Source organism: Tabrizicola sp. (genome assembly GCF_041919135.1).
Classification (GTDB): domain Bacteria; phylum Pseudomonadota; class Alphaproteobacteria; order Rhodobacterales; family Rhodobacteraceae; genus Tabrizicola.
The window spans coordinates 22,374-44,263 of sequence record NZ_JAYRUJ010000022.1 but is presented as its reverse complement, the minus strand read 5'-3'; the positions used below and the strand labels follow the sequence as shown (position 1 = coordinate 44,263).

Annotated in this window: 21 protein-coding genes; 16 read left to right on the top strand and 5 right to left on the bottom strand. The window is 69.0% G+C overall.

Annotation, left to right across the window (positions count from 1 at the left end; genetic code table 11):
- Positions 1 to 184: 184 nt before the first annotated feature.
- Entirely contained in the window at positions 185 to 1,420 is a 1,236-nt protein-coding gene (locus ACE3UA_RS14890; RefSeq protein ID WP_374646468.1) for an MFS transporter, read from the top strand.
- Positions 1,421 to 1,501: 81 nt separating this feature from the next.
- Here ACE3UA_RS14890 and ACE3UA_RS14885 read toward each other — a convergent pair whose 3' ends face one another.
- A complete protein-coding gene (locus ACE3UA_RS14885) occupies positions 1,502 to 2,545 on the bottom strand; it encodes a DUF4424 family protein (RefSeq protein ID WP_374646466.1) in 1,044 nt (347 codons plus the stop codon).
- 168 nt (positions 2,546 to 2,713) lie between these two features.
- Here ACE3UA_RS14885 and ACE3UA_RS14880 point away from each other — a divergent pair, with 168 nt between their 5' ends.
- From ACE3UA_RS14880 to ACE3UA_RS14865, 4 genes are all read left to right on the top strand, one after another.
- On the top strand, positions 2,714 to 3,883 hold the full coding sequence (locus ACE3UA_RS14880; protein WP_374646464.1) for an MFS transporter: 1,170 nt from the start codon (positions 2,714 to 2,716) through the stop codon (positions 3,881 to 3,883).
- A gap of 91 nt (positions 3,884 to 3,974) precedes the next feature.
- A complete protein-coding gene (locus tag ACE3UA_RS14875) occupies positions 3,975 to 4,997 on the top strand; it encodes an aspartate-semialdehyde dehydrogenase (RefSeq protein ID WP_374646462.1) in 1,023 nt (340 codons plus the stop codon).
- A 36-nt stretch (positions 4,998 to 5,033) separates the two neighbouring features.
- Positions 5,034 to 5,477: a hypothetical protein gene (locus ACE3UA_RS14870; RefSeq protein WP_374646460.1), complete on the top strand. Its 444-nt coding sequence runs from the start codon at positions 5,034 to 5,036 to the stop codon at positions 5,475 to 5,477.
- Positions 5,478 to 5,556: 79 nt separating this feature from the next.
- Positions 5,557 to 7,176 (top strand): DUF4139 domain-containing protein, encoded by a 1,620-nt coding sequence (locus ACE3UA_RS14865; protein ID WP_374646458.1) that lies wholly within the window; start codon positions 5,557 to 5,559, stop codon positions 7,174 to 7,176.
- A gap of 47 nt (positions 7,177 to 7,223) precedes the next feature.
- Here ACE3UA_RS14865 and ACE3UA_RS14860 read toward each other — a convergent pair whose 3' ends face one another.
- Positions 7,224 to 7,871: a carbonic anhydrase gene (locus ACE3UA_RS14860; RefSeq protein WP_374646506.1), complete on the bottom strand. Its 648-nt coding sequence runs from the start codon at positions 7,869 to 7,871 to the stop codon at positions 7,224 to 7,226.
- A 154-nt stretch (positions 7,872 to 8,025) separates the two neighbouring features.
- On the opposite strand from ACE3UA_RS14860, the gene ACE3UA_RS14855 reads away from it, so the two are divergent.
- The 3 genes from ACE3UA_RS14855 (at position 8,026) to ACE3UA_RS14845 (ending at position 10,843) form a co-directional block, all read left to right on the top strand.
- Positions 8,026 to 8,406: a hypothetical protein gene (locus tag ACE3UA_RS14855; RefSeq protein WP_374646456.1), complete on the top strand. Its 381-nt coding sequence runs from the start codon at positions 8,026 to 8,028 to the stop codon at positions 8,404 to 8,406.
- 222 nt (positions 8,407 to 8,628) lie between these two features.
- Positions 8,629 to 10,011: a M17 family metallopeptidase gene (locus tag ACE3UA_RS14850; RefSeq protein ID WP_374646504.1), complete on the top strand. Its 1,383-nt coding sequence runs from the start codon at positions 8,629 to 8,631 to the stop codon at positions 10,009 to 10,011.
- A 16-nt stretch (positions 10,012 to 10,027) separates the two neighbouring features.
- Positions 10,028 to 10,843 (top strand): C40 family peptidase, encoded by an 816-nt coding sequence (locus ACE3UA_RS14845; RefSeq protein ID WP_374646454.1) that lies wholly within the window; start codon positions 10,028 to 10,030, stop codon positions 10,841 to 10,843.
- A 64-nt stretch (positions 10,844 to 10,907) separates the two neighbouring features.
- Here the strand turns inward: ACE3UA_RS14845 and ACE3UA_RS14840 are convergent, their stop codons facing one another.
- Both ACE3UA_RS14840 and ACE3UA_RS14835 read right to left on the bottom strand, forming a co-directional pair.
- Entirely contained in the window at positions 10,908 to 11,252 is a 345-nt protein-coding gene (locus tag ACE3UA_RS14840) for a DUF2794 domain-containing protein (protein WP_374646452.1), read from the bottom strand.
- Positions 11,253 to 11,282: 30 nt separating this feature from the next.
- Positions 11,283 to 12,278, bottom strand: a complete 996-nt coding sequence (locus ACE3UA_RS14835; protein ID WP_374646450.1) for an asparaginase — start codon at positions 12,276 to 12,278, stop codon at positions 11,283 to 11,285.
- A 156-nt stretch (positions 12,279 to 12,434) separates the two neighbouring features.
- On the opposite strand from ACE3UA_RS14835, the gene ACE3UA_RS14830 reads away from it, so the two are divergent.
- The 3 genes from ACE3UA_RS14830 (at position 12,435) to ACE3UA_RS14820 (ending at position 15,502) form a co-directional block, all read left to right on the top strand.
- Positions 12,435 to 12,953, top strand: coding sequence for an invasion associated locus B family protein (locus ACE3UA_RS14830; RefSeq protein ID WP_374646448.1), 519 nt, complete (start codon positions 12,435 to 12,437; stop codon positions 12,951 to 12,953).
- Positions 12,954 to 13,076: 123 nt separating this feature from the next.
- Complete coding sequence (gene rlmN / locus ACE3UA_RS14825; protein WP_374646446.1) at positions 13,077 to 14,249, top strand: 23S rRNA (adenine(2503)-C(2))-methyltransferase RlmN; 1,173 nt, start codon at positions 13,077 to 13,079, stop codon at positions 14,247 to 14,249.
- A 41-nt stretch (positions 14,250 to 14,290) separates the two neighbouring features.
- On the top strand, positions 14,291 to 15,502 hold the full coding sequence (locus ACE3UA_RS14820) for a winged helix-turn-helix domain-containing protein (RefSeq protein WP_374646444.1): 1,212 nt from the start codon (positions 14,291 to 14,293) through the stop codon (positions 15,500 to 15,502).
- A gap of 162 nt (positions 15,503 to 15,664) precedes the next feature.
- On the opposite strand, the gene ACE3UA_RS14815 is transcribed toward ACE3UA_RS14820, so the two are convergent.
- The gene (locus ACE3UA_RS14815; RefSeq protein WP_374646442.1) at positions 15,665 to 16,486 is read right to left on the bottom strand and encodes a TIGR00730 family Rossman fold protein; all 822 of its coding nucleotides are present in this window, start codon (positions 16,484 to 16,486) and stop codon (positions 15,665 to 15,667) included.
- Positions 16,487 to 16,568: 82 nt separating this feature from the next.
- On the opposite strand from ACE3UA_RS14815, the gene dapD reads away from it, so the two are divergent.
- The 5 genes from dapD to rnr all read left to right on the top strand — a co-directional run bounded on the left by dapD (position 16,569) and on the right by rnr (position 21,866).
- Positions 16,569 to 17,393, top strand: a complete 825-nt coding sequence (gene dapD / locus ACE3UA_RS14810; RefSeq protein WP_374646440.1) for a 2,3,4,5-tetrahydropyridine-2,6-dicarboxylate N-succinyltransferase — start codon at positions 16,569 to 16,571, stop codon at positions 17,391 to 17,393.
- A 1-nt stretch (position 17,394) separates the two neighbouring features.
- The gene (locus tag ACE3UA_RS14805) at positions 17,395 to 17,733 is read left to right on the top strand and encodes a hypothetical protein (RefSeq protein WP_374646438.1); all 339 of its coding nucleotides are present in this window, start codon (positions 17,395 to 17,397) and stop codon (positions 17,731 to 17,733) included.
- Between the two features lie 161 nt (positions 17,734 to 17,894).
- Positions 17,895 to 19,046, top strand: a complete 1,152-nt coding sequence (gene dapE, locus ACE3UA_RS14800) for a succinyl-diaminopimelate desuccinylase (protein ID WP_374646437.1) — start codon at positions 17,895 to 17,897, stop codon at positions 19,044 to 19,046.
- The gene (locus ACE3UA_RS14795; RefSeq protein WP_374646436.1) at positions 19,043 to 19,474 is read left to right on the top strand and encodes a GNAT family N-acetyltransferase; all 432 of its coding nucleotides are present in this window, start codon (positions 19,043 to 19,045) and stop codon (positions 19,472 to 19,474) included. The genes dapE and ACE3UA_RS14795 overlap by 4 nt, the downstream gene beginning before the upstream one ends.
- Before the next feature lie 160 nt (positions 19,475 to 19,634).
- A complete protein-coding gene (gene rnr / locus ACE3UA_RS14790; protein WP_374646434.1) occupies positions 19,635 to 21,866 on the top strand; it encodes a ribonuclease R in 2,232 nt (743 codons plus the stop codon).
- Positions 21,867 to 21,890: the final 24 nt, after the last annotated feature.

Below are 21,890 nucleotides of genomic sequence, written 5' to 3'. Positions count from 1 at the left end.
GTGGCGATATTGCCCGCCCTGCGCTGTCTTCCAGCCCCCATAGCCCTACGCGGCCCCGGGAAAAAGACCCGTCCGCCGCCAGACCGCGCTACTTCCTGCCGCCCGGCCCGCAGCGCCGCCGCAACTTCCCGGTTGACCCCGCCGTCTTGCCGCAGCACCTTCCAGCCCCAGCCCGGAGTCGAAGATGACCAAAGCCCCGCTCGTCACCCCAGTCCTGATCGCCGGATCCGTGATCCTGATGATCTCCTTCGCCGTCCGGGCCAGTTTCGGCGTGTTCCAGATCCCCATCGCCGAGGAATTCGGCTGGATGCGGGCCGATTTCTCGCTGGCGATCGCGATCCAGAACCTGGCCTGGGGCATCGGCCAGCCGCTGTTCGGCGCCCTGGCCGAGCGGTTCGGCGACCGCCGCGCGATCATCGCCGGGGCGCTTCTCTATGCGGCGGGGCTGGTCCTCTCGGCCTATGCGGTCACGCCGGGCCAGCACCAGCTGCTGGCGATCATCATCGGCTTCGGCATCGCCGGCACCGGTTTCGGCGTGATCCTGGCCATCGTCGGCCGCGCCACCAGCGCCGAGAACCGCTCCATGGCGCTGGGTATCGCCACGGCGGCAGGTTCGGCCGGGCAGGTGATCGGCGCCCCCTCGGCCGAATTCCTGCTGCAATCCTGGTCCTGGCAGGTCGTCTTCGTGATCTTCGCCGCCGTGATCCTGGCCACGCTGGCGGCACTCCCCTTCCTGCGCAGCCCGCAGCTGGCCACCAGGCACGAGCTGGAGGAGAGCATGGGCACCGTCCTGGCCCGCGCCATGCGCGACCCGTCCTATACGCTGATCTTCCTGGGCTTCTTCTCCTGCGGCTATCAGCTGGCCTTCATCACCGCCCACTTCCCCGCCTTCGTGACCGAGCTTTGCTCGCCCATCGACGCCAGCAGCCTGCTCGCCGGGCTGGGAATCACCTCGACCTCGGCGCTGGGGGCGGTGTCGATCGCGGTGATCGGGCTGTTCAACATCCTGGGCACGCTGACGGCCGGATACCTGGGCAAGCGATATACCAAGAAATACCTTCTGTTCGCGGTCTATGTCGGCCGCACCATCGCCGCCGCCGTCTTCATCCTCATGCCGATCACCCCGGCCAGCGTGCTGATCTTCTCGGCGGTCATGGGCTCGCTCTGGCTGGCGACGGTGCCGCTGACCAGCGGGCTTGTCGCGCATATCTACGGCATCCGCTACATGGGCACGCTCTACGGCTTCGTCTTCCTCAGCCACCAGATCGGCGGCTTCCTCGGCGTCTGGCTGGGCGGGCGGATGTATGACCTGCACGGCGACTATACGCTGGTCTGGTGGATCGGCGTCGGCGTCGGGGCCTTCTCGGCCATCGTCCACCTGCCGATCCGTGAGCGCCAGATGGTGGCGCTGGCGGCCTGACCCGCATCCTCCTCGAGCACTTCGTGCACTCGTCGGGGATCATCCCGCGAGGAGTGCATGAAATGCTCGACGAGCGGCCCGCTATTCCTTCGGCATCGGCTGGACGACCAGCACCTCGAGGTCGCGGTCGGGCGTGTAATCGGTCTTCTCGATCACGAAGGTGGTCGGGCCGGTCTTCCTCACCCCCTCGGCGCAAAGCGAGATCACGTTCCCTGGATCGCCCTTGTCCAGCGTCAGGCTGAACCTGCCGATCGGTCCGGCCCAGCTGTTCGCCGTCCGCAGGACGTAGGAGAGGTAATAGGCCGTGCCGTAATTGCCATGGTCTTCGCCCCCGGGGTTCTTCAGCGCCTTGGCCATCGCCTTCGAGGTGCCGGCATCGATGCAATACTGCTCCACCAGCGTCTGCTGATAGTCCTCCGGCGGTTCGGACCAGTAGAACAGGCCCCCCGGCGGGCGGTTGGTGTAGCTGTGGCCGATCCGCAGCTCCTTGCCCGCCGGAAAGGTCTGGGTCCAGTGATAGCGGGTGACGATGGACCATGCGCCCCAGACATCGGGCGGGATGTCCTGCGCCGCGTCGCCCTCGAAATATTCCGCCAGCCCCAGCGCCGCGACCTCGTTGCGCTTTTCCTCGGGGAAGGACAGGAGCAGTTCGCGCAGCGCGACCCAGTCCAGCGCCAGGGGGATGCCCAGGCGCTCCAGATCGGCGGTCACCTCGCGGCCCGGCGTGTCGTATTGCTCGGCCAGCGTGGCGCTTTCCCAGTTCTCCTGCACCACGGCGATCCGGTCGATGGTGACCGCGACCGGCTGGCCGTCCACCGTGGCGGCAAAGCCGACGAGATCGGGCTGCGACAGGTCCTCGGGCAGGTTCATCATCCCCTCGTAGCCCGCCCAGACGCTGATCGGGGGCAGGGGAAAGATCACCTCGCCGGTGACATCCTGGGCGGTCGTGTTGCGGAAGACATAGTCCACGCTCACCCTGTCGATCCCGATGAAAAGCCGCTCCTCCTCCATCGTGACGGCCTCGGTCTGGCCGAAGGTCAGGCCGGTGGCGGAGAGCCCGCCGAAACCGTCGTTGGCGAATGCGGGAGCGGCGGAAAGCAGGGCAAGGCAAAGGGACAGGCGCATCGGAACCTCCGGGCGAATCCCCTGCATCAGACGCCCATCGCCGGATTCCCGCAAGTCCGCCGGGCGCCGGAACCTGCAAGGGTTCCGATGCGATTTCTTCCAGAAATCGCCTTGCGCCCGGCCGCGCCGCTTGTCACAACCTCCGGACCCCTGCGAGAGCTTCGCCCCATGCGCATCGGCATTGCCGCCCTCGTCCTGGCCTATGTCCTCAGCCAGTTCTACCGCGCCTTCCTGGCGGTGATGACGCCGGTCCTGACCGCCGAACTTGGCGTCTCGGCGGCGGATCTCGCCTCGGCCTCGGGCTGGTGGTTCCTGGCCTTCGCGGCGATGCAGGTGCCGATCGGCGCCTGGCTCGACCGGGTGGGGCCGCGGCTGACCACGGGCCTTCTGCTGGCGCTGGGGGCGGGCGGGGCGGTCCTGTTCTCCCAGGCGACCGGGGCCCTGCAGATCAAGCTGGCGATGGCGCTGATCGGTGCGGGCTGCGCGCCGGTCCTGATGGCCGGCTATTTCATCTTCGCCCGCAGCTTCTCGCCCACGGTCTTCGGCACGCTGGCCGCGCTGATGCTGGGGGTAGGGACGCTGGGCAATGTCGCCTCGGCGCTGCCCCTGTCCTGGACGGTCGCGGCCTTCGGCTGGCGCGAGACCATGCTGGGCCTTGCCGCCATCACCGGGGCGGTGGCGCTGGCGATCCTCGCGCTGGTGCGCGACCCCGAGCGGCTGGAGGCCGGGCGCAAGGGCTCGCTGGTCGAGCTTCTGCGGATGCCCGCGCTCTGGCCGATCCTGGCGATGATGGTGGTCTGCTATGCGCCGATCGCCGGGCTGCGGGGATTGTGGATCGGCCCCTATTTCGCCGATGTGCATGGCGCGGACCCGCTGGAGATCGGGCGGATCAGCCTCTGGGTCGGGCTGGCCATGGTGGCCGGGAACTTCGCCTACGGGCCGCTGGACCGCCTGCTCGGCCGCAGGAAGTGGTTGGTCATCGCGGGCAATGCGGCCGGTGTGGCCTGTCTCTTCGCCTTGTGGTGGTTCGCGGCGGCCCCGCCGGCGGTGGCGACCGCGATCCTGGTCGCCGCGGGCTTTCTGGGCGCCAGCTTTCCCATCGTGCTGGCGCATGGCCGGTCCTTCGTGCCGCCGCACCTGACCGGGCGGGGGGTGACGCTGCTCAACCTCTTCGGCATCGCGCCCATCGGCATCGCCCAGATTGTCACCGGCCGCATCCATGCCGCGACCCCGGCCGCCCCCGCGGCCGCGCCCTATGCGGCGGTGTTCCTGTTCTTCGCCGTCAGCACCGCCATCGGCCTGGCCGTCTATCTTCTGTCACAGGACCGCGCCGACTGACGCGAGGCCGGACGAATCCGCTTTCCCCCGCGCGGCCCATGCGCTAACAGCCGCCCGTCCCGAGGTCCGGGACGGACAAAGGAGAACCCCGATGGGCTACAAGGTCGTCGTCGCGGGTGCCACGGGCAACGTGGGCCGCGAAATGCTGAACATCCTCGCCGAGCGCGAGTTCCCGGTGGACGAGATCGCCGCGCTGGCGTCGCGCAAATCTCTCGGCACCGAAGTCAGCTTTGGCGACAAGACTATCAAGACCAAGGACCTGGACACTTTCGACTTCACCGGCTGGGACATCGCGCTGTTCGCCGTGGGCTCCGAGGCGACCAAAACCTATGCCCCCAAGGCCGCCGCGGCGGGCTGCGTGGTGATCGACAATTCCTCGCTCTACCGCTACGATCCCGAGATCCCGCTGATCGTGCCGGAAGTGAACGCCGACGCGATCCACGGCTATGCCAAGCGCAACATCATCGCGAATCCCAACTGCTCGACCGCGCAGATGGTGGTGGCGCTGAAGCCCTTGCATGACCGGGCGAAGATCAAGCGTGTCGTCGTCTCGACCTACCAGTCCGTCTCGGGCGCCGGGAAAGAGGGGATGGACGAACTCTGGGAGCAGACCAAGGCGGTCTACAACCCGGTGCAGGAGGTTCCGCCGAAGAAGTTCTCCAAGCAGATCGCCTTCAACGTGATCCCGCATATCGACGTCTTCCTGGACTCGGGCGAGACCAAGGAAGAATGGAAGATGGTGGCCGAGACCAAGAAGATCCTCGACCCCTCGATCAAGGTCACCGCGACCTGCGTCCGCGTGCCGGTCTTCGTCGGCCATTCCGAGGCGATCAACATCGAGACCGAGGAGTTCCTGGACTGGCAGGAGGCGCAGGACATCCTGCGCGAGGCGCCCGGCATCATGCTGGTCGACAAGCGCGAGGCGGGCGGCTACGTCACCCCGATCGAATGCGTGGGCGAATTCGCGACCTATGTCAGCCGCGTGCGGCAGGATTCGACCATCGAGAACGGGCTGAACCTGTGGTGCGTCAGCGACAACCTGCGCAAGGGCGCCGCGCTGAACGCGGTGCAGATCGCCGAGCTGCTGGGGTCGAGGGTGCTGAAGAAGGGCTAAGACTTTCTTTACCCTTGTCTGACAGGGTCTCGGTCCATGGCCGAGACCCTTTTCCATTGCGATGACCTGCTGTGGCGACGTTTCGCCGCGATTTGCCGGGCGCGGGACGAAACTCCCGGCGCGGTGCTGCGCGATCTGGTGCGGCTGGAGGTGCAGCGCAACGAGCGCCGCAAGGCGAGGAGTGACGAAGTCATCGACGAGCAGCTCCTCGTGCGCCTTCGGCTTCTCGTCGCCGAGGCGCTCGCCGAAGCGCAGGACTGGCCCGCGCTGCAGTCCGCCCTGCGCCGGCGTGGCCTTCGCTTCCAGCCCGCGGGCGGTGGCCTCAATCTGATCGACGCCGCCACCGGCGACCCCCTTGCCAAGTCCAGCCAGGTCGGCCCCGCCTATCTCGCCCTCGTCCGCCGCTTCGGCGCGGGCTTCCCCGGCCACCCGCGTCCCGGCCTCGCCGCTCAGGCGCTGGCGCGGCAAGCGGGGCGATAGGGACGGGTTTCCCGCCTTGCGCAATGCGCGCCGACGGGCCTACCCTCGCGCCCAGACCCTTCCCCGACAGGCCACCGCCATGCGCATGCTTCTCCCGCTCCTCCTCGCCACCGCCTTGCCTGCCATGGCCGACACGATCCCCGCAGCCAGCCGGATCACCGCCGTCACCGTCTACCCCGAGGGCGCGAGGCTGACGCGCGAGGTCGCCTTCACCGTCCCCGCCGCCGGGCGGCACGAGCTGCTGGTCACCGACCTGCCCGCGGCCAGCGAGCCGGGGCTGATCCAGCTTGCCCCCGGCGCGGGCCTCCGGCTTGGCGCCTTCAACCTGCGCGCCGACCGCCTCCCCCCGCGTGAGGAGCCGTTGACCCCGGCGCAGGCGGAAGCGCAGGCCGAGGTCGAGCGGCTCGAAGCCGCCGAGCAGGCGGCGCTCCTCGCCCTCGATGCCGTGCAGGCCCGGGTCGAGGCCGCCGAGGCGCAGGCGCGCTTCCTGGCCTCCTTCTCCGGCGCGCTGCCCGATGCCGCCACGCCCGAGACGATCCGGGCCATGGCCGCGATGATCGGGAGCGAGACGCTGGCGGCCCGGCAGGCGGCGCTTGCCGCCCGCGCCGAACTCTGGCCCGCCCGCAAGGCGCTGGAGGCGGCGCAGGAAGCCCTGCAGAAGGCCCGCGCGGCCCTTGACGCCCTGCCCTCGGCCGACATGGACTATACCGCGCTGGCCGTCGACCTGACCGCCGAGGCCGGGGAACATAGCGTCACCATCACGCAATATGTCGGCGGGGCGGGCTGGCGGCCGTTCTACGATCTGAAACTGACGCGCGAGGGCGGCGATGCGCTGGCCTTCGACCGCTCTGTCCTCGTGACGCAACAGACCGGCGAGGATTGGTCCGGGGTCGCGCTGACGCTCTCCTCCTCGGCGCCCAGCCAGCAGGCCGCACCCTCGTCGCTCTGGCCCGAACTGCGCCGGATCGAGCCCGAGGGCGCGAAGGACGACCTGTCCCGTCTGGCCGGAGGTGCTGCGATGGATGCCGAGGCGATGCCGGAAGTGGCCGCCCCCGCGCCCATCACCGCGGCGGCGGCGCTGGAAGGCGATACGGTGGTCTACCACTACCCCGAGCCCGTCACCGTGGCCTCGGGGGCCGAGGACCTGCGCCTTGCCCTCGACAGCCTGAGCTTCGCGCCGGTGATCAAGGCCCTCGCCGTGCCGCGCCTTGACGCGACCGCCTTCGTCTCGGCCAGCTTCACCAATTCCGGCGGCGAGCCCCTCCTGCCCGGCGAGGCGCTTCTCTTCCGCGAGGGCGTGCTGGTCGGGACCGCCTGGATCGACGGGATCGCACCGGGAAGCGAGACCGAGATCGGCTTCGGCGCAATCGAGACGCTGCGGCTGAAACGCGAGATGCCAAGACGCGCGGCGGGCGAGACCGGGGTCTTCACCACCGCGAACGAGCAAAGCGAAAGCGTTGTGATCACGGTCGAGAACACCGGCGACGAGGCCTGGCCGGTGCGGCTGCTGGATCAGGTGCCCTATAGCGAGCAGTCCGAGCTGGAGATCGAGGTCACCGCCTCGCCCGCGCCGGACGAGACCGACGTCGACGGCCAGCGCGGCATCCTGGCCTGGGAGTTCGACCTGCCCTCGGGCGGAAAGCAGACCATCACGCTGGAGCACAGCCTCTCCTGGCCCGAGGGGATGGAGCTTCGCTGAACGCGCGCGGGCAGGGGGCGATAATGCCCTGAGCCCGCGCCCGCCGCTCAGACCGCGACGAAGATCCCCCGGGCCGGGTCGAACTGCTCCAGCAGCCCCTCGCCGGTGTCGTTCCACAGCCCGTGCAGCGTCAGCCGGTCATCCTCCACCGCCGATTTGACGAAGGGGAAGGTCAGCAGGTTGTCGAGGCTGGTGAGCACCGCCTGCTTTTCCAGCGCCCGCAGCAGCTCGGCCTCGGGCAGGCCGGCCACCTTCTCATAGCCGGGGCGCAGGATGTCCATCCAGCGGCCGACGAAACTGGATTTCTCCTCCAGTTGCGGGGCATGGCCGCTGCACATGTCGTGGCACCCCTTCACCCCGCCGCAGTTCGAATGGCCCAGCACCACGATATGCGCCACGCCAAGGCTGGTGACCGCATATTCGACCGCCGCCGAGGTGCCGTGGCGCTCGCCGTCCGGGGTATAGGGCGGCACCAGGTTGGCGATGTTGCGGTGGATGAAGAACTCGCCCTCGTCGGCGCCGAAGATCGAGGTGACATGCACGCGGCTGTCGCAGCAGGAGATCACCATGGCGCGCGGATGCTGCCCGGATTCGGCCAGGCGCCGGAACCAGGCGCGGTTGTCCTGGTAGGTCGTCGCGCGCCAGCCGTGGAAACGCTGGACGAGGTAGCTGGGCAGGGGGCGGATGTGGTTCATCATGGGCTCGGTCCTTCGCTGCCGCTCCTGCCTAAGGCGCATTCGTCGAAAATTCGAGAGGCAATTTCCCGCGCCTGCGCATTGAGGGCAACCCTTTCTTCAGCATGAGGGCGCAGGATCGGCCTCGGGTTGTGTTGGAATATGGGTGATCCGGATGGGACAGGTGACGGTCTTGCGGCCGCAGGATGTCGTGCGCCAGGACGTCGAGGCGATCGCGGTGATGTATCGCAATCTCGGCGCGCCGGTGGCGGAACAGATGGTGACGCGGGCTCTGGGAGAGTTGGCGCTGACGATGGCGGGCATCGCCGAGAAGGTCCGGGCGCAAGAGCTGCGCGATCTCGCGCGCCAGCTCGGCCGCCTCCGCCGCCTGTCCGAGGATATGGGCCTGGTCACCCTGGCAACCGTCGCGGGGGATGCGAAGACCTGTCTGGAGCGGGCGGACGGCACGGCTTTCTCTTCCGTCTGGGCGCGGCTTCTGCGGGTGGCGGAACAGTCGCTGTCGCCGGACCTTGGCACGGCCGACCTTTCGGGCTGAGGCAGGCCGGTCCGCGCGGGCGATGCGCGGACCGGCCGCAGTCTAGGCCAATGCGCGGGGGTCGGGCGGGCGCATTTCCGGCGGGCAGGGCCTTGCATCGACCGATGGCAATTGCCGTTCCTTCAGGAATTGTTAGACCTTCGTGACACAAGCCTTGCGTGACATGCAAATTCCCTTTCCCCTGAAGGAAACCCCGTGACCCGACCCCAAGCCGCCAACGAGATGACCTTTGCCGCCCCCTCCGCCGCCGCCCTGCCGCTGCATGTCCTGCGCCCCGAGGAGCTTGCCGCCTTCCGCGATGGCGCGGGCAAGGCCTGGGCCGGCTGGCTGACGGGATTCGAGGCTGGCCTGGGCGAGGTCAGGCTCCTGCCGGGGCCGGGCGGCGCGGTTGCCGGGGCGGTGGCGGGTTACGGCACGGCCCAGGCCCGGCGGCGGCTGCGCTTCGGCCTGGCGAGGGCGGTCGCGGCGCTGCCGGGCGGCGACTGGCGGCTGGAGGGCAGCCTGTCCGGGGATGAACGGCGCGAGGCTGCGCTTGGCTGGCTGCTGGCCGGCTACCGATTCGATCGCTACCGCCCCGGCCGCAAACCGGCCGAGGTGCCGCGCCTCGTCTGCCCCGAGGGGGTGGATGCGGACCGGCTGACCGCCATGGCCGAGGGCGAGGTGCTGACCCGCGACCTGATCAACACCCCGGCGCAGGACATGGGGCCGGGAGAGCTGGAGGTCGTGCTGAACACGCTGGCGCGGGGCTTCGGGGCAAAGGTCGCGGTCACCTCGGGCGAGGCGCTGCTAGCGCGCAACTTCCCGATGATCCATGCCGTCGGCCGCGCCAGCCCGCGCGCCCCGCGGCTTCTGGACATGAGCTGGGGCGAGCGCGGGCCGAAGCTCACCCTGGTCGGCAAGGGGGTCTGCTTCGACACCGGGGGGCTCAATCTCAAGCCCTCGTCGGGGATGAGCCTGATGAAGAAGGACATGGGCGGCGCGGCCACGGTGATGGGGCTGGCGCAGATGATCATGGCGCTGGACCTGCCGCTGCGCCTGCGGGTGCTGATCCCGGCGGTCGAGAATGTGATCGCGGGCAATGCCCTGAAACCGAAGGACATCCTGACCAGCCGCAAGGGCCTTACCGTCGAGGTCAACGATACCGATGCCGAAGGCCGGCTGGTCCTGGCCGACGCGCTGGCCCATGCCTGCGAGGACAGGCCCGACCTCCTGGTCAGCATGGCCACGCTGACCGGCGCGGCGCGGGTGGCGGTGGGGCCGGACCTCGCGCCCTATTACTGCGACGACGCCCGGCTTGCCGCCGCGGTCGAGGCGGGGGCGGCCGCGGGCTTCGATCCGGTCTGGCGGATGCCCTTCCACGACGCCTATGAAAGCGTGATCGAGCCCGGGATCGCCGATCTGGACAATGCGCCGGGCTATGGCTTCGCCGGCTCGATCACTGCCGCGCTGTTCCTGCGCCGCTTCGTGGACGTGCCGCGCTATGTGCATTTCGACATCTACGGCCACACCCCCAGCGACCAGCCCGCCCGGCCCAAGGGTGCGGTGGGCCAGGGGGCGCGGGCGCTGCTGGGGGCCCTGCCGCAGGCGCTGGGTCTGAAGGTCTGAGAGGGGGGAGAGGGTGATGGATCGCAGGACGACGCCGTTTTCCGGCAGGGTGGCCCATGTCTCGCTGCGGGACCTGGTGGCCGCCCCCCTGACCGAGGGCGAGCCCGCGCGGGTCGTGCTGCCCCTGGCCGACCTTCGCGCCGCACCGGACGGCGCGCGGGACCGCCAGCTTCTGCTGGGCGATGCGGTGACGGTGATCGACCGCGACCGGGACCATGCCTTCGTGATCTCGGAAAAGGACGGCTACTGCGGCTGGGTGAAGGAGGCGGCGCTGGGGAACGGGCCCGAGCCGACGCATTGGGTCATGGCCCCCGCCACCCATCTGTATGAGGCCCCCTCGGTCCAGGCGCAGGAGCTGGCCTCGCTCAGCCTCGGCTCGCGCGTGGCGGTCCAGGGCGCCTGGGGTGCCTGGGCCAGCACCGACTTCGGCTATGTGCCGGTGGCGCATCTGCATCCGGTCGGCCAATGGGCCCCCGATCCGGTGCTGGTCGCGGAAAGCCTGCTGGGCACGCCCTATCTCTGGGGCGGCAACTCCCGCTTCGGCATCGATTGCTCGGGCCTGGTGCAGGTGGCGCTCCACGCGGCGGGGAGGACCTGTCCGGGCGACAGCGACATGCAGATGGCGATGGGTCGCGGGCTTGGCGCAGAGGAGCAGCTGCGGCGCGGCGATCTGGTGTTCTGGAAAGGCCATGTCGCGCTGGTGGTGAACCAGGATCTGCTGATCCACGCCAACGGCCACACGATGTCGGTCAGCTATGAGGGCATCCGCGATGCCGTCGCCCGGATCGCGGCCAATGGCGGCGGGCTGGTGCAGGCGCGGCAGCGGGTCTGACCCCCGCGCCTCCTGCACGCCTCGCCGACGAGGAGACGCAGTCGAACGAGGAGGGGGCCGCAGGCTAGACCGGGCCGATCATCCGACGCTCCAGCACCTTCAGCACCTGGTCAAGGTCATGGCCCCGCCGCAGCACGCGGCCGTCCATCCCGACCACGGCGTAAAGCCCCTGGCGGCTGCGCAGCTTCGGCCGCTTCTCGATCCGGTAGAGCGGGGTCTCGGCCGTGCGGCGGAACACCGCGAAGACCGCCAGGTCGCGCATCGCGGCGATGGCATAGTCGCGCCATTCCCCGGCAGCGACCATCCTTCCGTACAGCCGCAGGATCAGCCCCAGTTCGCGCCGGTCGAAGCTGACCTCATCGGGGATGTGCCGCGTCTGCGGAAACGGGATCGGAGCCTCGGCGTTCATCCCGAAAGCTTACCCGCTTTGCACCTTTAATCAACGGAGAAAGCCCGGCGCGACCCGGACCGTCCCGGTCTCCAGCCCGCGCCAGTTGCGCTGGACGCCGCCCAGCCGCTTCAGCGCGGCGGGATGGGCCGGATCCAGCACCCCGGCCCGGATCAGAAGGGCGGTGATCGCCGCCTCCGATCCCCGGGTGCCGCCATCGACGATCTTCAGCGCGATGCCGCGCCGCTGTTCGGGCAGGATCGCCACGAAGACGGCCTCGGCCCCGGTCTTCAACGCGACCGCATGGCCCATGGCGCGCATCAGCTCGGTGCAGGCCCGGCCCTCGCCGGCCACCAGCTCGGGATGGATGGCCATGGCGCGGGCCAGCCGCTGCATGGCGCGCGCACGGCCATCGCCATCCTCGCGCGCCGCCGCAAAGGCCTGCATCGCGCGCGCCAGCCCCGCGACCGTCACCGCGAAATTCGGCGCCGAGCAGCCGTCGATCCCGTAGCCCGCCACGGTCTCGCCGGTGACTTCCTCGGTCGTCTCGCGGATCATCCGCTGCAGGGGATGGTCGATCTCGACATATTCCGGCCCCGCGCCCAGATGCCGCGTCACCGTCAGAAAGCCGCAATGCTTGCCCGAGCAGTTGTTGTGCAACTGGCAGGGGCTTTCGTCCGACTTGATCAGGCGGTTGCGCTCGTCCCGGTCATAGGGCTCGTGCGCGCCGCAGCGCAAGGCGGGCTCCGCCAGGCCGATCGCGGCCAGCCAGTCCGCGGCCAGCTTCAAATGCCGCGCCTCGCCCTGGTGGCTGGCGCAGGCAAAGGCCAGATGCGCGGGCGTCAGGCCCAGGGCATCGGCGGCCCCGGTCTCGACCAGCGGCAGGGCCTGGATCATCTTGCAAGAGGAGCGCGGGAAGATCACCTTGTCCGGGTCGCCCCAGCTGTCCTCGATCCCGTCCGGGCCCCAGATCACCGCATGGCCGGCATGGGTGCTTTCCAGCAGCCCGCCGCGCCAAAGCTCGACCATCGGATGCGCAGCCGTCATGGCAATCCCCGTAACATATGCGCGAATTGTCGCCCATGGGGCTTTCGCGGATTGGTGTTTTTGGCTAAGGCTGGAATATCGGGTAGACAGGCGCCGCGCCAGTGAAAACGGCCGGGTGGCGCCGGGCAACAAGACAGCTTGGAGGCTGCGTCGGACATGACTTCCCCTATCGGTCGCGCGCTTGCGGTCGCCACCCTCTCGGTTCTGGCCACGGGTGCCGTGGCGCAGGAATCCACCAATCTCGTCGCCACGATGACGGACTGGAGCGTCTTTGCCGAGGAAAGCCCCAAGGAATGCTGGGGCGTCTCCAAGCCCAAGGAATCGGTGAATACCCGTGACGGCCAGCCGGTCAGCGTGCGGCGCGGCGACATCCTGCTGTTCGTGACCTTCCGTCCCGGCAAGCCGGGCGAGATCAGCTTTACCGGCGGCTATCCCTTTGCCGACGGATCGACGGTCGAGGTGATGATCGACGGCAAGCCGCACCAGCTTTTCACCGATGGCGAATGGGCCTGGCCCGGCAGCCCCGAGGATGACGCCAAGCTTCTGGCCGCGATGAAGGCCGGCGGGGGGGCCACGCTTACGGCGCGCTCGGGCAAGGGCACGCAGACGGTGGACAACTTCTCGCTGCGCGGTTTCACCGCCGCGATGGAAGACGCCGAGAAACGCTGCAAGTAGGCGCCCGACAGGCTGCATCCCGGCGCCCCCTCGCGGGGCGCTTTTCTTTTCGCCGCGTCTCGCCTATATCCGCAGCGACATTCAGATCGCCTGTGACAAGGCCCGGTAAAAGGATCTGCCGCCATGAGCGCCCCCATCACGCAAGACGTGCTGACCATTCCGCGCAAACTGCCCGAGGGCGGCCGGACCAATATCGTCGGCCTGACCCGCGCCGCCCTGCGCGAGGCCCTGATCGCGGCCGGAACGCCCGAGAAACAGGCGAAGATGCGCCTCGGCCAGGTCTGGCAATGGGTTTACCACTGGGGGGTGCGCGATTTCGCGCTGATGACGAACCTCGCCAAGGACTATCGCGCGCTGCTGGAGCAGAACTTCTGCATCGAACTCCCCGAGGTCGTGACCCGCCAGATTTCCGAAGACGGCACCCGCAAATACCTGGTCCGCATCGCCGGCGGGCATGAGGTCGAGGTGGTCTACATCCCCGAGACCGACCGGGGCACGCTCTGCATTTCCAGCCAGGTCGGCTGCACGCTGACCTGTTCCTTCTGCCATACCGGCACGCAGAAACTGGTGCGCAACCTGACCGCGGCCGAGATCGTCGGCCAGGTGATGATGGCGCGCGACGACCTGGACGAATGGCCCGTCCCCGGCGCGCCGAAAGAGGAGGTGCGCCTCATCTCCAACATCGTGCTGATGGGGATGGGCGAGCCGCTCTACAACTTCGAGAATGTCCGCGACGCGATGCAGATCGTGATGGACGGCGAGGGCATCGCGCTGGGCCGCCGCCGGATCACGCTCTCGACCAGCGGCGTCGTGCCGGAGATCGCCCGCACCGCCACCGAGATCGGCTGCCAGCTGGCGGTCAGCTTCCACGCCACCACGGACGAGGTCCGCGACGTGCTGGTGCCGATCAACAAACGCTGGAACATCAACACCTTGCTGGAGGCGTTGAAGGCCTATCCGGGCCTGTCGAACTCGGAGCGGATCACGTTCGAATATGTGATGCTGGAGGGGGTGAACGACAGCAAGGAGGATGCGCATCGGCTGGTGAAACTGCTGGAAGGCATCCCGGCCAAAGTTAACCTGATCCCGTTCAACGAATGGCCCGGCGCGCCCTACAAGCGGTCCTCGGGCAACCGGATCCATGCCTTCGCCGACATCATCTACAAGGCCGGCTATGCCTCGCCGATCCGCACGCCGCGGGGCGAGGACATCATGGCCGCCTGCGGGCAGCTGAAATCGGCCACCGAGCGCGCCCGCAAGTCGAAGGCGCAGATCGCGGCCGAGGCGGGGTTGTGAACCCGGCTTGACCGCATTCCGGCTGGTGCTACCGATTGGCGATGCCCGAGCTGATCCCCAACCTCCGCGCCCGCCGCCTGTTCCTGGACCGCCATGCGCTTGCCGAGGCCCCGGTCGGCCCCGCGAGCGGCGCGGCGCTGGAGGCGCTGGTCGAGCGGATCGGCTTTGTCCAGGTGGACAGCATCAACACCGTCGCCCGGGCGCATGAGATGATCCTCTGGTCGCGGCGCCAGGCCTTTCGCCCGCCCGCGCTGAAGCGGCTGATCGAGCGGGACCGGAGCCTGTGGGAGCATTGGACGCATGACGCCTCGATCCTGCCGGTCGGGCTGCACGGCCTGTGGCAGCACCGCTTCCGGCGCGATGCCCAGCGGCTGGAGGCGAACTGGAAACGCTGGTTCCGCGAGGGGTATGAGGCGCAATTCGACAGTATTCTCAACCGGATAGCCAGGGACGGCCCTGTGGGCACGGCGGATGTGGGCGAGGGGGAGGTCCGGGGCAAGGGCGGCTGGTGGGACTGGCATCCGTCCAAGACCGCGCTGGAATGGCTGTGGCGGACCGGGCGGCTGGCGATCACCCGGCGCGACGGTTTCGCCAAGATCTACGACCTGACCGAGCGGGTGATCCCCGAGGCGCATCGCAGGCCGGTGCCGGCCGAGGCGGTGACCGACTGGGCCTGCCGGACGGGGTTGCGGCAGCTTGGCTTCGGCACCTCGGGCGAGATCGCCGCCTACTGGAATGCGATCGGACCGGAGGCGGCAAAGGACTGGTGCCGGGAGGCCCTGGCGCGCGGCGAGATCATCGAGGCCGAGGTCGAGGGGGCCCTGGGCCAGCGCCGCAAGACCTTCATTTTCCCGGAGATTCTGGAGGATGACCCACCCGGACCCGCCCCGCGCCTGCGCATCCTGTCACCCTTCGATCCGGCCCTGCGCGACCGCGACCGGGCCGAGTTCCTGTTCGGCTTCCACTACCGGATCGAGGTCTTCGTGCCCGAGCCGAAACGGCTTTACGGCTATTACGTCTTTCCGGTGCTGGAGGGGGACCGGCTGGTCGGAAGGATCGACGTGAAGGCCTTCCGGGACGCCGGGGCCTTGCGGGTCAAGGCGTTCTGGCCCGAGGCCGGGGTGAAGCTGACGAAAGCCCGCCGGTCGAAGCTGGAGGCGGAACTGAACCGGCTGGCGGCCTTTGCGGGCTGCGAGCGGGTGGAATTCACGGACGGCTGGGAGCGCGAGACGCTGCGCCGGGCAAGTGGTTGAGAACGCGGTGGTAATCCGGCGGATTACCGGCGGGTGAAGCGTCTGGCATCGGTCTGGCATGCGTCTGGCATCCGTCCGGACGGAGGGCCGCCGGAGGAGGCGTTAACCATGCCGCCGCGAATCGGGGGGCGGGGTGGGGTGGGCGCCATTGCCGGCTTGCGCTCAGGCCGGAATCTGCCAGCCGTCGATCACGCTGACCGCCTCTTCCGCCGTCTCGACCATGGCGAAGAGCGCGAGGTCCTCGGGCGAGATCACCCCGGCCTCGGCCAGGTGGCCCCAGTTCACCACCTTTTCCCACCAGTCGCGGCCGAACAGCAGGAAGGGAATCGGCTTCATCCGGCCGGTCTGGACCAGGGTCAGGCTTTCGAACAGCTCGTCCATCGTGCCGAAGCCGCCGGGGAAGACCACGATCGCCTTGGCCCGCATCAGGAAATGCATCTTGCGGATGGCGAAATAGTGGAAGTTGAAGCTGAGGTCCGGCGTGACATAGGCGTTCGGGGCCTGTTCATGCGGCAGCACGATGTTCAGCCCGATGGACTGGCCCCCGGCCTCGTCCGCGCCGCGGTTGCCGGCCTCCATCACGCCGGGGCCGCCGCCGGTGGTGATCACCCATTCGCGACCATAGGTGGCGACGCTGCGCTCGGTCATCGCGCGGGCGAAGCGGCGGGCTTCCTCGTAGTAATGCGACAGGTTGGCCAGCGTCTCGGTCCGGGCATGGTCGCGGTTCTCCGGCGCCGGGATGCGGGCGCCGCCGAACATGACCACGGTCGATTCGATGCCGCGTTCGTCCATGATCATCTGCGGCTTCAGCAGCTCCAGCTGCAGCCGGACCGGGCGCAGCTCCTCGCGCGTGAGGAAATCGTGGTCGGCGAAGGCAAGGCGATAGGCGGGCGCGCGGGTCTGGGCCGTGTCCGGGATGCGCTTGGTCGCCGCGATGTCCTCGATACTGTCGCGGAACGGGTGGCTTCGGGGTTCGTCCTTCATGTGTCGCGCCTGGCAATTGCGTGGTGTCGGGTTCAGCCTTATAGGGTCGGGGCCGCCGTGACCAACCGAAAAGGGGATCCGCATGTCCAACGCCGCACTGGAAGCCGCCATCGAAGCCGCCTGGGAGGCCAGGGACACGATCACCCCGGCGACCAAGGGCGAGACGCGCAGCGCGATCGAGGCGACGCTGGCCGCGCTGGATGCGGGCACGCTGCGGGTGGCCGAGAAGCGCGGCAACGACTGGCATGTGAACCAGTGGGCGAAGAAGGCCGTCCTCCTGGGCTTCCGCCTCAAGGACATGGAGGTCCATACCGGCAGCGCGCAGGGCGGGACCTGGTGGGACAAGGTGGACAGCAAGTTCGCCCATTGGGGCGAGGCGCAGTGGAAGGCCGCCGGTTTCCGCGCGGTGCCGAACTGCGTGGTGCGCCGCAGCGCCTATATCGCGCCGGGCGTGGTGCTGATGCCGTCGTTCGTGAATCTGGGCGCCTATGTCGACAGCGGCACCATGGTGGACACCTGGGCCACGGTCGGCTCCTGCGCGCAGATCGGCAAGAACGTCCACCTGTCGGGCGGCGTCGGCATCGGCGGCGTGCTGGAGCCGATGCAGGCCGGCCCGACGATCATCGAGGACAACTGTTTCATCGGCGCGCGGTCGGAAGTGGTCGAGGGCTGCATCGTCCGCGAGGGCTCGGTCCTGGGGATGGGGGTCTTCATCGGCAAGTCGACCAAGATCGTCGACCGGGAAACCGGCGAGGTGATGTATGGCGAGGTTCCGGCGGGATCGGTCGTCGTCGCGGGCTCGATGCCGTCGAAGGGCGGGATCAACCTGTATTGCGCGGTGATCGTGAAGAAGGTGGATGCGCAGACGCGCTCCAAGACCTCGATCAACGAATTGTTGCGGGACTGAGATGGAAGAGGCGCGTCCCGAGAAGGTCAAGCGGCCGCAGCAGGTCTATACGCTGGTGGTCGAAGTCGGCCGCAAGCCGGGGGATGGCCTGCCGGACAAGGCCACCGGGGCGGGGCTGGTGATCTATGCCAGCGGCGTCGACGAGGCCGAGGCCGTGCGCGAGACGGTGGCGATCCTGAAGGAGGCCGACCTTGCGCCGCTGGAGGTGACGGGCCATGGCACCCTGGACGAGCGGCTGAAGGCCGGGGACGAGATTGACGCCGAGGAGCAGGCGCTGATGCGCCGCGCGCTGGACGAGAATTCGGTGATCGTGGCGCAGATGACGCCGTTTTTCGACTGAGGCCGGGGGGCGCCGTGGGGCGGGATCGCTCCTCGATGGTCTTCGACCACTCGTCGCGGGGGGGGCGAGGAGGAGACGCAGTCGAACGACGAGCGGCGCGGTTGCGGCAGGGCGCGGCAGCGGTTACGCAATACAGGCCCGAGACAGCCCTGGATGACCCGATGCCGACCGAAAAGCTCGACCCCGCCGACCTGACCGCCCGCCTGATCCGCTGCCCCTCGGTCACGCCGGAGGAGGGGGGCGCGATCGCGCTTCTGGCGGGGATACTGGATGAGGCGGGGTTCGCCTGCACCCGCGTCGACCGGGGCGGGATCGCCAATCTGTATGCGCGCTGGGGCAAGCCGGGGGCGAACCGGGCCTTCGGGTTCAACGGCCATACCGATGTGGTGCCGGTGGGCGATGCCGGGGCCTGGCGGCATGATCCGTTCGGGGCCGAGATCGAGGACGGGGTGATGTATGGCCGGGGGGCCTGCGACATGAAGTCGGGCGTCGCGGCCTTTGTCGCGGCGGCGGTGGATTTCGTGCGCGAGACCCCGCCCGATGGCGCGGTGATCCTGGCGATCACCGGCGACGAGGAGGGCGAGGGCACCGACGGGACGGTGGCGATCCTGGACTGGATGGCCTTCAACGGCGAGCGGATGACGCATTGCCTGGTGGGCGAGCCGACCTGTCCGAACGAGATGGGCGAGATGATGAAGATCGGCCGTCGCGGCAGCATGACCGCGCATGTCACGGCGGTCGGGGTGCAGGGCCACAGCGCCTATCCGCACCGGGCGAAGAACCCGCTGACCGCGATGGTGCGCCTGCTGGCCCGGCTGGAGGCCGAGCCGCTGGACCGGGGGACGGCGCATTTCGACCCCTCGACCCTGGCGATCACCACCATCGACTGCGGCAATCCCGCGACCAACGTGATCCCGGCGCGGGCGACGGCCACGGTCAACATCCGCTTCAACGACATGCATTCGGGGGCCACGCTCTCGGACTGGCTGCGGGGCGAGGCGGCGGCGGTGGCCGAGGCGACGGGGGTGGAGATCGGGCTGAAGATCAGCGTCTCGGGCGAGGCCTTCCTGACGCCGCCGGGCGCGCTGTCGGAACTGGTGGCGGCGGCGGTGGCGGCGGAGACGGGGCGGAAGCCGGTGGCCTCGACCTCTGGCGGGACCTCGGACGCGCGTTTTGTCAAGGATCATTGCCCGGTGGTGGAATTCGGCCTGGTCGGGAGGACCATGCACCAGGTCGACGAGCGGGTGGAGGTGGCGCAGATCCACCAGCTGAAGGCGATCTATGGCCGCATCCTGCGGGAGTATTTCGCATGAGGCCCGAGGGTCCGGGCATCGAGGTGACGCGCGACATCGCCGCCTGCCAACGCCTGCGCCGGGCAGTCTTCATCGAGGAGCAGGGCGTCAGCGAGGCGGAGGAACTGGACGGGCTGGACGAGGCGGCGATCCACCTGCTGGCCCTGGACGGCGGGCGGCCGGTCGGGACGGCGCGGCTGCTGGTGCGGGGGGCCACGGGCAAGATCGGCCGGGTCTGCGTCCTGCCCGAGGCGCGGGGGACCGGGCTGGGGGCGGCGCTGATCCGGGCGGCGCTGGCGGAATTGCGCGGAATGCCGGGGGTGGCGGAGGCCTATCTCGGGTCACAGTCCCATGCGACGGGGTTCTACGAGAAGCTGGGCTTCGCGGTCGAGGGCGAGGAGTTCCTGGACGCGGGCATCCCGCACCGCCACATGCGCCGCGCCCTTTGACCGGCGGTTTTTGAATCGAGCGCCTTGCGGCGCAAGCCTTTCATCTCGGTCTTCGCGCGTGAAGGACGCGCGAAAACCTCGGGCGAAGGTGAGTATTTGGGAAAAGAGCAAGCTGCTGGTCCGGGTAGTCGGGGGCTGCCCGTCGTGCTAGGACTTGGGCATGAAACCTTTGCCCTCCAAGGATGAAATCCGTCAGTGGATTTCCGAGAACCCCGGCCTTGCGGCCAAGCGCGACATTGCCAAGGCCTTTGGCATCAAGGGCGATGCGCGGATCGAATTGAAGCGCCTGCTGCGCGAGCTGGAGGGTGAGGGGGTGGTGGAGAAATCCGACCGCCGCTTCCGCGAGCCGGGGGTGCTGCCGCCGGTGGCGGTCTTGCAGGTTCTGCCGCCGGATGCGGGCGGTGATCTTTACGCCAGGCCGCTGGAAGAGGGGGTGGACGAGACCCCGCGTATCCTGATCGTGCCGAAGAAGGGCGATCCGGCGCTGGGCGCGGGGGACCGGATCCTCGCGCGGCTGGCGAAGGTGGAGGCCGAGGACCACGCCTATGAGGCGCGGCTGATCCGGCGGCTGGGGTCGAACCCGCGCAAGGTGCTGGGGGTGTTCCGCATCGGCCGCGAGGGTGGGCGGATCGTGCCGATCGAGAAGGGCGACGACAAGGAATGGCGCGTCTCGCCCGACATGAGCATGGGCGCCAAGGATGGCGAGCTGGTCGAGGCCGAGGCGGTGGGCGGCCGCAGGCTGGGCCTTCCAGCGGCGCAGGTGGTGGCACGGCTGGGCGACCCGGCGGGGCCGCGCGCGGCGAGCCTGATCGCCATCCACCAGCACGGCATCCCGGATGTCTTTCCCGACGCGGTGATCGCCGAGGCGGACCGGGCGGAGCCGGTGGGCATGGCGGGGCGCGAGGATCTGCGCGACTTGCCGCTCTTGACCATCGACCCGGTGGATGCGCGCGACCGGGACGATGCGGTCCTGGCGCAGGCGGATACCGATCTTGGCAATATCGGCGGCTTCGTGATCTGGGTCGCCATCGCCGACGTGGCGCATTACGTCACGCCGGGCTCGGCCCTGGACCGCGAGGCGCGGAAGCGGGGCAATTCGACCTATTTCCCCGACCGGGTGGTGCCGATGCTGCCGGACATCCTGTCGGGCGACCTGTGTTCGCTGCACGAGGGGGTGGACCGGGCCTGTCTGGCGGTGCGGATGGTGATCGACCGCGAGGGTCACAAGCGGAACCACCGCTTCGTGCGGGGGATGATGCGCTCGGCGGCCTCGCTGCATTATGCGCAGGTGCAGGCGGCGGTGGACGGGGCGCCCGACGAGAAGACCGCCCCGCTGGTCGAGCCGGTGCTGAAGCCGCTTTACGCCGCCTATGCCGCGCTGAAGCGGGCGCGGGAGGTGCGGCAGCCTTTGGACCTGGAACTGCCGGAGCGCAGGATCGAGCTGGACGATCAGGGCCGCGTGACCTCGGTCGCGTTCAAGGAGCGGCTGGAGGCGCATCGGCTGATCGAGGAGATGATGATCCTGGCCAATGTGGCGGCGGCCGAGGAGCTGATCCGGCTGAAGCATCCGCTTCTGTTCCGGGTGCATGAGGAACCCTCGCCATTGAAGCTGGAGGGGCTGCGCGAGGTGGCGGAAAGCGCGGGGATGACGCTGGCCAAGGGGCAGGTGTTGCAGACCAGGCACCTGAACCGGCTGCTGGCGCAGGCCGAGGGGACGGAGTTCGACGAGCTGATCAACCTCTCCACCCTGCGGTCGATGACGCAGGCCTATTACCACCCGGAGAATTTCGGGCATTTCGGGCTGGCCTTGCGGAACTATGCCCATTTCACCTCGCCGATCCGGCGCTATTCCGACCTGATCGTGCATCGCGCGCTGATCTCGGCGCATCGCTGGGGCAAGGACGGGCTGTCCGCCTGGGACGAGGAGAACCTGGAGGAGACCGGCAAGCTGATCTCGGAGGCCGAGCGGCGCAGCATGGCGGCGGAGCGGGACACGACCGACCGTTACCTGGCGGCCTATCTGGCGGACCGGGTCGGGGCGGAGTTCGCGGGCCATGTCTCGGGCGTGCAACGCTTTGGCGTCTTTGTCCGGCTGGACGAGACCGGGGCGGACGGGCTGATCCCGGTGCGGGCGCTGGGGCGGGAGTATTTCCACTATGACGAGGGCAGCCAGACGCTGATGGGGGCCGAGACCGGGCTGGTGCTGGGGATCGGGCAGAAGGTCATGGTGCGGCTTTCCGAGGCGGTGCCGGTGACGGGCGGGCTGATCCTGGAGCTTTTGTCTGTGGAGGGTGCCGTGGTGCGGCCTCCGCGCCGGAAGGGGGGCAAGTACAGCCCCCGGAAGCCCGCGCAGGCGGCGGCGAAGCGGCGGCTGATGCGCAAGCGGCGATGAGGGACCGGGGGTTTCACACCCCCG

Excerpts from the sequence above, each read along its gene's own strand:
- ACE3UA_RS14890 (WP_374646468.1), top strand. The coding sequence starts at position 185 with ATGACCAAAGCCCCGCTCGTCACCCCAGTCCTGATCGCCGGATCCGTG.
- ACE3UA_RS14885 (WP_374646466.1), bottom strand. The coding sequence starts at position 2,545 with ATGCGCCTGTCCCTTTGCCTTGCCCTGCTTTCCGCCGCTCCCGCATTC.
- ACE3UA_RS14880 (WP_374646464.1), top strand. The coding sequence starts at position 2,714 with ATGCGCATCGGCATTGCCGCCCTCGTCCTGGCCTATGTCCTCAGCCAG.
- ACE3UA_RS14875 (WP_374646462.1), top strand. The coding sequence starts at position 3,975 with ATGGGCTACAAGGTCGTCGTCGCGGGTGCCACGGGCAACGTGGGCCGC.
- ACE3UA_RS14870 (WP_374646460.1), top strand. The coding sequence starts at position 5,034 with ATGGCCGAGACCCTTTTCCATTGCGATGACCTGCTGTGGCGACGTTTC.
- ACE3UA_RS14865 (WP_374646458.1), top strand. The coding sequence starts at position 5,557 with ATGCGCATGCTTCTCCCGCTCCTCCTCGCCACCGCCTTGCCTGCCATG.
- ACE3UA_RS14860 (WP_374646506.1), bottom strand. The coding sequence starts at position 7,871 with ATGAACCACATCCGCCCCCTGCCCAGCTACCTCGTCCAGCGTTTCCAC.
- ACE3UA_RS14855 (WP_374646456.1), top strand. The coding sequence starts at position 8,026 with ATGGGACAGGTGACGGTCTTGCGGCCGCAGGATGTCGTGCGCCAGGAC.
- ACE3UA_RS14850 (WP_374646504.1), top strand. The coding sequence starts at position 8,629 with ATGACCTTTGCCGCCCCCTCCGCCGCCGCCCTGCCGCTGCATGTCCTG.
- ACE3UA_RS14845 (WP_374646454.1), top strand. The coding sequence starts at position 10,028 with ATGGATCGCAGGACGACGCCGTTTTCCGGCAGGGTGGCCCATGTCTCG.
- ACE3UA_RS14840 (WP_374646452.1), bottom strand. The coding sequence starts at position 11,252 with ATGAACGCCGAGGCTCCGATCCCGTTTCCGCAGACGCGGCACATCCCC.
- ACE3UA_RS14835 (WP_374646450.1), bottom strand. The coding sequence starts at position 12,278 with ATGACGGCTGCGCATCCGATGGTCGAGCTTTGGCGCGGCGGGCTGCTG.
- ACE3UA_RS14830 (WP_374646448.1), top strand. The coding sequence starts at position 12,435 with ATGACTTCCCCTATCGGTCGCGCGCTTGCGGTCGCCACCCTCTCGGTT.
- rlmN (WP_374646446.1), top strand. The coding sequence starts at position 13,077 with ATGAGCGCCCCCATCACGCAAGACGTGCTGACCATTCCGCGCAAACTG.
- ACE3UA_RS14820 (WP_374646444.1), top strand. The coding sequence starts at position 14,291 with ATGCCCGAGCTGATCCCCAACCTCCGCGCCCGCCGCCTGTTCCTGGAC.
- ACE3UA_RS14815 (WP_374646442.1), bottom strand. The coding sequence starts at position 16,486 with ATGAAGGACGAACCCCGAAGCCACCCGTTCCGCGACAGTATCGAGGAC.
- dapD (WP_374646440.1), top strand. The coding sequence starts at position 16,569 with ATGTCCAACGCCGCACTGGAAGCCGCCATCGAAGCCGCCTGGGAGGCC.
- ACE3UA_RS14805 (WP_374646438.1), top strand. The coding sequence starts at position 17,395 with ATGGAAGAGGCGCGTCCCGAGAAGGTCAAGCGGCCGCAGCAGGTCTAT.
- dapE (WP_374646437.1), top strand. The coding sequence starts at position 17,895 with ATGCCGACCGAAAAGCTCGACCCCGCCGACCTGACCGCCCGCCTGATC.
- ACE3UA_RS14795 (WP_374646436.1), top strand. The coding sequence starts at position 19,043 with ATGAGGCCCGAGGGTCCGGGCATCGAGGTGACGCGCGACATCGCCGCC.
- rnr (WP_374646434.1), top strand. The coding sequence starts at position 19,635 with ATGAAACCTTTGCCCTCCAAGGATGAAATCCGTCAGTGGATTTCCGAG.